Annotated in this window: 10 protein-coding genes and 2 pseudogenes; 3 read left to right on the top strand and 9 right to left on the bottom strand. The window is 61.8% G+C overall.

Features of this window, described 5'->3' with window-relative positions; genetic code table 11:
- Nucleotides 1–341: 341 nt before the first annotated feature.
- The 9 genes and pseudogenes from E4Q08_RS00320 to E4Q08_RS26455 form a co-directional block, all read right to left on the bottom strand.
- Nucleotides 342–2,462 carry a peptidase domain-containing ABC transporter gene (locus tag E4Q08_RS00320; RefSeq protein WP_169068941.1) on the bottom strand — a complete coding sequence of 707 codons (2,121 nt, stop codon included), beginning with the start codon at nucleotides 2,460–2,462 and terminating at the stop codon, nucleotides 342–344.
- 311 nt (nucleotides 2,463–2,773) lie between these two features.
- Nucleotides 2,774–3,142, bottom strand: a pseudogene (locus tag E4Q08_RS00315) (glycerol-3-phosphate dehydrogenase C-terminal domain-containing protein); the annotation flags it as partial.
- Nucleotides 3,136–3,543 carry a type I restriction endonuclease gene (locus E4Q08_RS00310; RefSeq protein ID WP_034920056.1) on the bottom strand — a complete coding sequence of 136 codons (408 nt, stop codon included), beginning with the start codon at nucleotides 3,541–3,543 and terminating at the stop codon, nucleotides 3,136–3,138. The pseudogene E4Q08_RS00315 and the gene E4Q08_RS00310, both read right to left, overlap by 7 nt.
- A 34-nt stretch (nucleotides 3,544–3,577) precedes the next feature.
- On the bottom strand, nucleotides 3,578–4,195 hold the full coding sequence (locus E4Q08_RS00305) for a DUF4276 family protein (RefSeq protein WP_034920054.1): 618 nt from the start codon (nucleotides 4,193–4,195) through the stop codon (nucleotides 3,578–3,580).
- Nucleotides 4,192–5,433: an AAA family ATPase gene (locus tag E4Q08_RS00300; protein ID WP_034920052.1), complete on the bottom strand. Its 1,242-nt coding sequence runs from the start codon at nucleotides 5,431–5,433 to the stop codon at nucleotides 4,192–4,194. The genes E4Q08_RS00305 and E4Q08_RS00300 overlap by 4 nt, the downstream gene beginning before the upstream one ends.
- A gap of 475 nt (nucleotides 5,434–5,908) precedes the next feature.
- Nucleotides 5,909–6,964 carry a transposase gene (locus E4Q08_RS00295; RefSeq protein ID WP_169068940.1) on the bottom strand — a complete coding sequence of 352 codons (1,056 nt, stop codon included), beginning with the start codon at nucleotides 6,962–6,964 and terminating at the stop codon, nucleotides 5,909–5,911.
- 296 nt (nucleotides 6,965–7,260) lie between these two features.
- Nucleotides 7,261–7,455 carry a hypothetical protein gene (locus E4Q08_RS00290; RefSeq protein ID WP_169068939.1) on the bottom strand — a complete coding sequence of 65 codons (195 nt, stop codon included), beginning with the start codon at nucleotides 7,453–7,455 and terminating at the stop codon, nucleotides 7,261–7,263.
- A gap of 76 nt (nucleotides 7,456–7,531) precedes the next feature.
- Nucleotides 7,532–7,894, bottom strand: a complete 363-nt coding sequence (locus E4Q08_RS26460) for a glycerol-3-phosphate dehydrogenase C-terminal domain-containing protein (RefSeq protein WP_505438004.1) — start codon at nucleotides 7,892–7,894, stop codon at nucleotides 7,532–7,534.
- A 312-nt stretch (nucleotides 7,895–8,206) separates the two neighbouring features.
- Nucleotides 8,207–9,155: pseudogene (locus E4Q08_RS26455) on the bottom strand (FAD-dependent oxidoreductase); the annotation flags it as partial.
- A gap of 434 nt (nucleotides 9,156–9,589) precedes the next feature.
- Between E4Q08_RS26455 and hemP the strand changes: the two are divergent.
- The 3 genes from hemP to E4Q08_RS25925 all read left to right on the top strand — a co-directional run bounded on the left by hemP (nucleotide 9,590) and on the right by E4Q08_RS25925 (nucleotide 10,546).
- On the top strand, nucleotides 9,590–9,775 hold the full coding sequence (gene hemP, locus E4Q08_RS00280) for a hemin uptake protein HemP (RefSeq protein ID WP_169068938.1): 186 nt from the start codon (nucleotides 9,590–9,592) through the stop codon (nucleotides 9,773–9,775).
- 80 nt (nucleotides 9,776–9,855) lie between these two features.
- Nucleotides 9,856–10,401: a hypothetical protein gene (locus E4Q08_RS00275; RefSeq protein ID WP_169068937.1), complete on the top strand. Its 546-nt coding sequence runs from the start codon at nucleotides 9,856–9,858 to the stop codon at nucleotides 10,399–10,401.
- Complete coding sequence (locus E4Q08_RS25925; RefSeq protein WP_372703476.1) at nucleotides 10,334–10,546, top strand: energy transducer TonB; 213 nt, start codon at nucleotides 10,334–10,336, stop codon at nucleotides 10,544–10,546. Before E4Q08_RS00275 ends, E4Q08_RS25925 begins: the two co-directional genes overlap by 68 nt.
- Nucleotides 10,547–10,548: the final 2 nt, after the last annotated feature.

The raw sequence follows: 10,548 nt of genomic DNA, 5'->3' as shown, positions 1-10,548 counted from the left end.
CGTTTCCACCACACCTCCGTGGCACTCTACGACCTAAACCTTGGGGCTCTGCCCCAAACCCCGCACTCGCCGTGAGGCAGCGGCCGGGGATGATCAACCCCTCCCCAGCCCCTGCCTCAAGTGTACTTGGCTTACAGGATGTCAAGAGGCTTTCGCGGCATAAACGCAAGAGAAAAATACCTCTCTCGCATTTATTCCACGGTCCTCTTGACACCCTTCCAGCCATGACTTCATCTCCTCTCTTGAACGAACGAAAAACCACAAAACGAAGCATACAAGGGAAACGGTCATGACTTTCATGATCGGGGGTGCCTGGAAAAGTCATGACCGTTAGCAGCGCTTTATTTGACCGAAACTGCGCCCGGCGTGCCGTGAAAAGCGAATACCTCATCGACCTGCAGGCCGGCCGGAACCTGGTGGGTAATGAAGATCATCGTCACCCTCCCCTTCAGCTGGTTGATCGTTGACGCAAGGTGTCCGGCCGTTTGCGGGTCGAGGTTGGACACGGCTTCGTCGAAAATCAGGATGCGCGGGCGCTTGAGCAGTGCCCGGGCAATGGCGATGCGCTGCCGCTGTCCGCCGGAAAGCCCGGTGCCGCGTTCGCCGATCTCGGTCTGATAGCCTTTCGGTAACCGTTCGATGACTTCGTGAATCTCGGCGGCCTTGCAGGCGGCGACGATCTCCTCGAAACCGGCATGCGGGTGCGCCATGAGCAGATTGTCGTAGAGCGTGCCGGAAAACAGCACGGTCTCCTGCGGTACCACTCCGAAAGTCGCTCTCAGTTCGTTGGCGGCGAGATGACGGATGTCCTTGCCGTCAAGCGCAATGTGACCTTCCACCGGCTGATAGAAGCCGAGCAGCAGTTTCGCCAGCGTGCTCTTGCCGCAGCCTGAAGGACCAGTGACGACGGTCAGCTGACCCGGTGGGAAAGCCAGGTCGAGATTTCTGAATAGCCAGGGATGCTGTTCGGAGTAGCGGAAAGCAAGCTTGTCGATGGTCAGCAGAGCTTCATCGAGCTTCTGGCGATGCGGAACCAGCGTGTGCGGCTCGCGCGGCATGTCGAGGATGTCGCCGAGCCGCTTGACGGCGATGCTGGCTTGCTGGAACTCCTGCCACAGACCGACGATTCGCAGCAGAGGCTGGCTCATGCGGCTGGCGAACATCTGGAAGGCGACCAGCATGCCGACAGTGAAGCCCTCGTTCTGCATCACCAGCAGCGCGCCGACGATCAGGATGGCGAGGGTCATCAACTGTTCGAGTCCGTTGGCCACCACGTTGTAGGTATTGCCAACCTGTCGGGTCGCGAAGCCGGCAGCAAGGTACTGGGCCAGGTAATCGCCATATTTACGATCGATGTCGGGTTCCATCTGCAGCGACTTGACGGTCGCCATGCCCGCAAGGTACTCGGTCAGGAATGCCTGGTTGCGGGCGCCGAGCAGGAATTGCCGGTTGAGTCTGGTGCGAAACAGCGGTGCGACCAGGAGACTGATGACGGCGATCGCCCCGAGCAGGACGATGGCGATCAGTGAGAGCTGCCAGCTATAGGCGAACATCACCGCCAGAAACAGCAGCAGAAAGGGAAGATCGAGAATCAGGGTGACGGACGCGCCCGAGACGAACTCGCGAATGGTTTCGATCCCCTGCAGACGCGCGACCAGCGTGCCGGTCGGGCGATGTTCGAAGTAGGGAAGCGGCAGTTGCAGCAGGTGCCGGAAGACCTGGGCGCCGAGGACGGCATCGATGCGGTTGCCGGTGTGCAGGATGAGATACTGGCGCAACCAGGTCATGCTGCCGAAAAAGAGCATGAACATCAGCAGTGCGACACCCAGTACGATCAGCGTGCCGTGCGTCTGATGGACGACCACCTTGTCGATGATCACCTGGGTGAACAGAGGCGTTGCCAGGCCGACGAACTGGATCGCCAGACTGGCAAGCAACACGTCGCGCCAGATCGACCGGTGCTTGACGAGTTCAGGAACAAACCAGTCAAAACCGAAGGGCTTGCGCGCGCAGACGAGATCGTGAGGGTCGGCCGTTTCCTGGTGGCCGGCGGTGGCGTTTCTGGCAAGCAGAATGACTTCCGCTTCGAAACGCCGGTGCGCTTCGGCAATCGGCAGTGTTTCGGGAGTTTGCTTGCCGGCTGCGAAGCAGAGCAGCGACTGACCATCGGTGTTTACGATCAGAACCGGGTGGCAGACCGGCGGTGGCCCTTCCGGGACAGCCGCAGTCTGCAGAAACGCAATGGCCGGCAGCGGCAGCTTCTGCCAATCGACGTCTGCCTGCGCGACGACGCCGGTCCGGAAGCCGAGCGCGCGTGCTGCTTCGTGCAGGGTGGCGAGGGTGTACGGCGGCGGAAACTCCTGCTCGATCAGACTCGCTTCGAACGGCAAGCGGTACAGTGCGCTGAGGCTGCCCAGAAGCCAGATGACGTCCTCGTGCCTCACCCCCTCCACTCGAGACATGATTGTTATGCTTCCGTTCCGCCCTTCATGTGAAAGTCGCGTCAGCGACTCACGAATCTCTCTTCTCCCTCGCAGTGGAGGGGTCAGGGGAGAGGGAAACGATGATGACTTTCATGATCAGTGGCCGGGAAAGTCATGACCGTCAGGATGCGGGCCACTCTACTGTTCATTTGATCACCAGTCAACAGACCACTTCCGAGCTCATCCCCAGGGCTTCGCCAAGAAGCGGGTTCACCGAGTTCTCCTCGACGTCGTTGTGCGCCTTGCCTGTTTCTCGACAAGGGCGGGTCTTCGGGAAGCTTGAGGGTGGGCTATCCCCCAGCGTCTGATCGCTCCAGGAAATACTCGTCGTATTTCTCCCTGGCCTGATCGCCGAACAGGATTTCACACGCCTCCATCAGCCCGTCGGCGTTTCTGATGTCTTCCCGGCGCACCACCAAGGCGATCTTGGAGCGGCGCCGCAGGAAATCTTCGAGCTTGACGATCATTTCCTGATGTCTGGCCAGCCGAATCTCGCAACGAATGTAGTCGGTACCCTTGATCAAGACTTCCGCCTGTCTCGGGTTCTCGCGGATCTCGGCGAGCAGGGCCAGTGCCTGCTGGTCGTAGCGCCGCCACAGCCGACTGCTCAGGCTCTCGATCGACTCCGGCGAGGTATAGCTGTCGAGATTCATCAGCCTGACTGGTTGACGGCCAGCCAGTCGTTGTTCTCCGGCGTGTCGAAGTCGATGACGCGCGCCTGCGCGCCCGCGATCGAGCCATCCTGGCGGCGGTACGCGACCGTGGCGCCGTCGAGGAGCATCCGGGGCACCGCGCGGTTGCGCTCGATTAGCGATAACACATCGCTGCGCGTCAGCTTTCTAAAGGCGTCTTCCAGCGCTGCGTGCGGTAGGTCGGGATTCAGGCTGACGAGTGCCTGGCGGAGCCGCCCGTCAAGCATCGCGTCGTGGTAGTTCGGGTCGCTGCGCTCGGCGCCAGGTTGACTGACGGCGATGGCCGGTCCGTGCAGCACCGTGTAGCCCAGGGCTTCGAACCAGGCGAGGGCGGCGTCTTCGACGAGGGATTCGGTGAAGCTGGCCATGAATGGCTCAACTCGGTCGCAGGGGGTCGATGATTCATGCGATCGCCTCGGCAATCGCCGCGCGGAACGTCACGAAACTCCGCGAATGGCTGCGATCGGCATCGAGCTGAGTCCCGAAGGTTCGCGCGGCCTCGATCTTTCGCAAGCCAGTCCTGAAATAACCCTGCCGCTGTAGGACGCGCTCGAAGGCTTCCCATGTGCCACCGCGGATGCCATCGGGATCGCGAAAGGCTGCCTGCTTCGGAAGGTTGGGCGACACTCGCGGATAGGCGCGGCAGACTGCCTGCCAATCGCCAAAGTACCACGCTTCGAGTTCCTCGATCGCGATGCGGTTGACGAGTTGCCACCGTCGCCCAGCGGCGCGTGATCGCGTCATCAATCCGGCTGCCTCGGCCATCGCTTCAAGCTTTGTCTTCAGTTTCGCGCAGTCGTCGTCGTCGCGGTCGACCACCACGACGATGCGCCAGTCTTCCGGCAACCACTGCGCATAGCCGCGCAGACGATCCAGCAACTTGCTCAGGAGGTCGCTCTTGCCCTGGAATGGATGCACCTCGAAGCTGCGATCGCTGGGCAGCAGGCGCGGCAACAGGGCGCGCAGGAAGGCCTCCATCGACGGCTCCTCGACCAGGAATTCCAGATGCATTGCCGTCATGGCTTGCGCGCTCGCAGGGGGCGAGTTGGCGCTCCCTGATTGACCAGCGGATCGCCGACGCCAAGCTGGCCCTCCATCCAGAGATGGCCAAGCAAGGCGCCGTGTTCGACAAACTCGGGCACACCGGGCAAGTCCGACGCGCGCTGCGTCTGCGTGTAACCCTGCTCGTCGCGCCACAGCACGCGCACCTCTGTCGGCCGTAGTGCATTGAGAAAGAAGGGAGAATGTGTAGTCACCAGCAACTGCGTACGCCCGCTGGCGGTTCGGCATTCCTCGGCGAGTTCCGGCAGCAGGCGCGGGTGCAGGAAGTTCTCGGGCTCTTCGATGCCGATGAAGGGAGGTGGCACCGGGTCGTAAAGCAGCACCAGATAGGCGAGCATCTTCAGCGTACCGTCGGAGGCAAAGCGCGCGAGTACCGGATGGCTGAACGGCGCATCCTTGATCTGCAGCAGCAGGCGGCCGTCCGGCATGGTCTCGGCGAGTACACGTTCGATTCGTGGCACGCGGCTACGCAGCACGGCAAAGATTCGTTCGAGCTGTCCCTCGTGCTGCTCGGCCAGGTACTGGATCACGTTGGCGAGATTGTCGCCGGTCTTGCTCAAGCGCTCGCGCGGACCGGCCTCAGGCTGGCCACGTGCGCTGTCTGCCGACAGATAGGACACGTACCAGCCAGTGATGAACTCCCGCAAGGCGGCGACACGAGGATGCTCGGCGAATTGACCCAGCGCGTTCACCGCCAGCAAGTCGGAGGACTTCAGCGGCACCTCGATGCGCCGGTCCTGTGCATCGGGCTGTTCGCCGCTGACGGCGCGGCCTAGACCCTCGCGGTAGTCGAGAAAGCGAAACGGTTGCCCGTGGCTACCGCGCTTCCAGCGCAACCACTCCTCGATCACCACCGGCCTGCCAGCGCGCTCGTCCACGGCCAGGTGATAGGTAATCAGCGGATAACCCCGCTCGCGGTACTTGATCTCGATCGATACCGGCCCCTCGCCGCCGCGAGTCTTGAGTTCCTTGGCCCTGCCGCGCTTGTCCCAGGCTCGACGGAGCCCCACTTCGAAGCACTCGGCCAGGAAAGCGAACACGTCGAAGACGGTGGACTTGCCGCTGCCGTTGGGGCCGAGAAGCACCGTCAAGGGCGTCAGTTCCTTGAACTCGACCTCGCGCAAGGCGCGGAAGTTCTGTACCTTCAGGTACTCGATGCGCGCCGGGGCGCCGGGTCGTACATCGGACGGTTTCATGTGATCTCCTCGATTCGCTTCTCGGCATCCTTCACACGCAGCATTCACCGGAGATCGGCTTGGGCAGGAGGGTGTCACGCAGGTTGGTGAGGGTGCAGGTTTCGCGTCGACACTCAAACGTTCGAGCCAGCAAGCCGTCGACACGCTGATCGAAAGCCGCGATAACAGACGAGGGGGGATCTACAACTCCGACGTCTAGAATCGATGCGACTAGCGCACGCTGATGGCCAAGGATAGGAAATCCAACGGCACCATCGAGAGTATATGGAGTATATGAGCCTTCATCAACGGGCGTCAATCTCGGATTGGGTCCCAGGAACCCATGAAAAGTCATCCGAATCCCGCCTCGCCCAGTGCCTGTGTTCATCCGCCCGGCCGGGCCGATGAACACAGGCACGAGTCGTCCCACGACGGGCGATGGCAGCTCGTCTGGCTTCAGTCTGGACCTTTGCGCATGGATACTTCCAACCCGCACCTACCAGGCGATACGCTGGTCGAATTCGTACTCAGGTGCCGGTTGAGCCTGTGGGTCGTCCTCGCCCATGGTGGCGCCCTGCATCTCCCAGAGCGGCGGTGCACGGGCGGGCATCAGGCGTGGCGGCGATGTTGGCTCGCCCAGATGGGTCAGGATGTCGCGCACCGCGCCGGCGTCGGTGATGAAGGCGATGATTCGCATCTCACCGCCGCAGCGTGGGCAGACGAGCGGAAAGACCTCATCGATCCGCGTGAGCAGCAGCGCCCAGACGTAGCCGGTCGCACGACGCAGGGGCGCTTCCTCTGCCTGCTCCTCGCTGTCGGACGACGCGCCTGGGGCGGTGATTGGCGCCGCGATTGGCTCAGTCTCCGTCTCAGTCGCTGTAACCAGCGGCGCGGTCGGACGCTCTGGCACGCCGGCAAGCGCGGTGACCTGTGCGCGTAGCGGTGCGTTGGGCGCCAGTACGCCGTAGTACCGATGTCGAGGACGGCGCGGGGGTGGAATCAGCGCCGCCAGACGCTCGAACCGTTTGAGCGGCGTGAGCATCCAGCGGACGCTGTCGCAGGGACCCGGCTTGACGCGCTCATAGACCCGGTGTTCGGCGTCGAGTTCACGCAAACGTTCCAGCGCAAAGGCCGGTCGAGCGCAATACCGTAGCAGCCGTTCCAGGCCCAGGCGGTCGGCCCCTTCGACGCGCACGCTGGCGTCGACCGAGAAGCCACCCTCGTGCTCCCAGCTTGCCATCGTCTCGGCATCTTCCGGCTCAAGCACACCGCGCCGGGTCAGCGCGCGCAGCAGACGGCGGCGGACCTTGGCCTGCACTTCGTCGAGCAATTTCCGGTCGGGGGCACTGCTTTCCTGAAACGTCGCCGTTCCTGAAGCGTCCGCCTCGAAGACGCCTTCGATGACGATGCAGTGGAAGTGCTCATGCGGATTGAGCAGCGCGCCAAAGCGGTGAATGAAGGCAAGCGCCCCGATCCGGGCATCGGAACCCGCCGCCGGGCAGGGAAGCGCTGCCTGCCCGAGGGCGCCCTGATCCAGACCCGAGTCAAGCACCACACCACCGACATGAAGGCACCAAGGACAAAGTGCGCCGCGTCTACGAAGAACACGGCTCGCTGACCCTGTTCCGCCTGAGCCAAACGCGGTTCGAGGTCTTTTTTTTGGCTCTTTATGCGTTTCGGACGGCTAGGCCAAGAGGGCATTGAGGAGATGTTTCAGCAAGCCTTTGCCACGGATTCTGGCGTTGTGCACGAACTGGAAGAAGCCCAGGTGGAGCATCGGGCCATATCCTCACGGAATAACAACCCAAAATTCTATCGGAATGGGCGCCTCCCTGCACATAGAGATCTTCAACCGTTCGGGAACGAACCAGTCAAAACCGAAGGACTTGTGCGCGCAGATGAGATCGTGAGGGTCGGCTGTTTCCTGGTGGCCGGCGGTGGCAGCTTCTGCCAATCGACGTCTGCCGGTGCGACGACGCCGGTCCGGAAGCCGAGCGCGCGTGCTGCTTCGTGCATCCAGAACTTCGCCAAGAAGCGGGTCACCGAGTTCTCCTCGACGTCGTTGTGCGCCTTGCCTGTTTCTCGGCAAGGGCGGGTCTTCGGGAAGCTCGAGGGTGGGCTATCCCCCAGCGTCTGATCGCTCCAGGAAATACTCGTCGTATTTCTCCCTGGCCTGATCGCCGAACAGGATTTCACACGCCTCCATCAGCCCGTTGGCGTTTCTGATGTCTTCCCGGCGCACCACCAGGGCGATCTTGGAGCGGCGCCGCAGGAAATCTTCGAGCTTGACGATCATTTCCTGATGTCTGGCCAGCCGAATCTCGCAACGAATGTAGTCGGTACCCTTGATCAAGACTTCCGCCTGCCTCGGGTTCTCGCGGATTTCGGCAAGCAGGGCCAGTGCCTGCTGGTCGTAGCGCCGCCATAGCCGACTGCTCAGGCTCTCGATCGACTCCGGCGAGGTATAGCTGTCGAGATTCATCAGCCTGGCCTGATGCATGTATTCCTCGCGTACCGAAGGGTGCGGTTCGCCATACCACTTGTATTGCCGGTACGGCAGCGCGACACCAAGCCGGGTGACGATCTTTGATACCTCGTCACCCACGTTGACGCAGTCGGTCAGCTTGCCGCCAAAGATGCTCAGATGAGCCGTGGCCCAATTGACATCGATCTCGTGCTTGCGCGACAACTGCATCCAGTCCCGGAGCCCGCCGTCGCCTCTCGCCTTGACCACCAGCGGGCGCACCCCGCAACGCTCGGCGATGATGTCGGCGCGGCTCAGTGGCCGCGCGATCTTGAGGCGCTTGTTGATGTTGTCGAGAACGAACTGACGATCTTCGTCGGTCACCTCGGTGAACGGCGAGTCCACCCGTGTGTCGGTGGTGCCGATGCAGGTGCGAACGCCCATCGGGATGACGAAAAACAGGCGCCCGTCGTCGGCGAAAAAGGTCAGGATTCGCTGCTTCGGAGTGATCTGCGGCACGATCAGGTGGATGCCCTTGGAAAACAGATGATGATGATCCGTTTCTTCGCCAGTCAGTGCATTGTGCTCGTCCACAAACGGACCGGCAGCGTTAATCAGCACCTTCGAGCAGATTTCGAGGGTCCGCCCATTGATCACATCGCGCACCCTGGTCCGCCAGTACCCGCCTGCACGGCGGGCGCCGAGCGATTCCACGTAATTGGCCGCGATGCAGCCGCGGTCCATTGCCGAGCGAACGAACTGAAAAACAAAGCGGGAGTCGTTGTCGTGCAGGTAGGCGTCTGAATATTCGCAGCCGCCCGCGGCGTAGCGCGTGTCGACCAGCGGTTCTTCGTGCGCGATGGCCTGCCTCGAAAAGCGGCGCGGCATCCTGGTGAAACCGTTCCCGAACAGCCAGTACACCCAGGTACCCGCCCAGAGAATCAGGGGATGAAAGCGGAAACCCTTTTCTATCGTGGCAAAGAAGCGAATCTCCTTGACTCGCGATGGATAGTGGCGAATCAGATGATTGCGGCTCAGACACAGCTTTCTGACCAGCGTGTAATCGCCGCTTTCGAGATACTTGATGCCCCCCCCAGGCCAGGTTCGATGACTGCTGGCTGCTGAAACCGGCAAAATCACGCTTGTCGATCAAGGCCACGGCCGCGCCCTTGCCCGACAGGGCGGCAGCAGACACCGCGCCGTTGATGCCGCCGCCAATGATCAGCACGTCGTAGACGCGCTGATCCAGCTTGCCGATATTGCTGTCACGTAGATTCATGGGTGCCGCTCACTCGTCATCGAGTGCCCAGGCCTTGGAACGTGCCAACGCCTGATTCCACCCAGCCTGGTTCGGGGTAGTACCCGGTGAACGGTGACTCCGAGTAGGCACGCCCCTAACGGTCATGACTTTTCCAGGCACCCCCGATCATGAAAGAAAGTCATGACCGTTTCCCTCTCCCCCAACCCCTCCCCCGCAAGTGGGGAGGAGAGATTCGTGAGTCGCTGACGCGACTTTCATGGTAAGCCTTTACGAAAAGCCGAAATTATATCGCTTTGGGTTCGCTACCCCGCCACGACGGGAATGCAGTGCTGGGAAGCGGGAATCCGGCGGGACGAAAATTCGCTTGACGCTCCGACCGAATTCTATAGAATGAGAATGGTTCTCATTATTACTCATAAAGTACAGCCCACGCCATGACTACGGATCCCGACATGACCCCGACCCCGCATTCGTCGCACTTGCCGACGCAGGCAACTGCGACGGCACAGCCGGATCTACCGTCGAGCCTGAACAGCGGCCAGATATTCCGCGGCCAGAAGACGGTCGAGATCACCCATGGCGAGCAGCGCTACACACTACGCCTCACCAGGGACAACAAGCTGATCCTGACCAAGTAAGCACCCTGCATCTCTGCGTAGCGATCGACCACCGCATCTTTCGCTCGTTCCCGCCAGCCACATGTCTGCGCACTGGACGAATGGAACAGAAGGTGCCGCCAAAGAAGATGAATACCATCACTCACGCCGCCAATCCATACGCCACGTACGCGCCCAGGCTGTCCCTGTGCGCCGTGACATTGATCGCTGCGATGCACGCGGGCATTCTTGTCTTGCTCACCAAGATGGATGTCGTGCCGATGCCGACCAGCGTCAGCACACTGATGGTTGATATCCTCCGCCCGGAGTTGCCCGTCGACAGGACGCCGGAACTGCCGAAGCCGACACCCGTCGAAGCAAAGCCGCGACGCCAGACAGCCCCTGTACCGCAGCAGATGCTGGCCGCGCAGACCAATTCGCCTGCCGCCTTTTCAGAAACGACGATCGTCAGGGACCCACCTCCACCCACCCTGCCAGACCTACCCGCCCCGCCAGCACCGGCCACCATCAGCCAGCCCCGCTTCGCCGCCGATTACCTCTCCAATCCCGCACCCGCCTACCCCCCCCCTTTCTCGCCGCATGGGCGAAGAAGGACAGGTCGTGCTGCGGGTTCATGTCGAGACCAGCGGTCGACCGTCGCAAATTGAAGTCAGGAAATCGAGCGGCTCCCCACGTCTCGACCAGGCGGCACTGGACGCCGTCTGGCACTGGCGGTTCGTTCCGGCCAAACGGGGCGAGGAAGCCCTCGCCGCGTGGGTTCTGGTCCCCATCACATTCCACCTGAAAAACTGAAA

Origin of the sequence: Candidatus Accumulibacter contiguus (assembly GCF_012940005.1) — a bacterium.
GTDB lineage: Bacteria > Pseudomonadota > Gammaproteobacteria > Burkholderiales > Rhodocyclaceae > Accumulibacter > Accumulibacter contiguus.
This window is presented reverse-complemented; position numbering and strand designations above follow the sequence as displayed.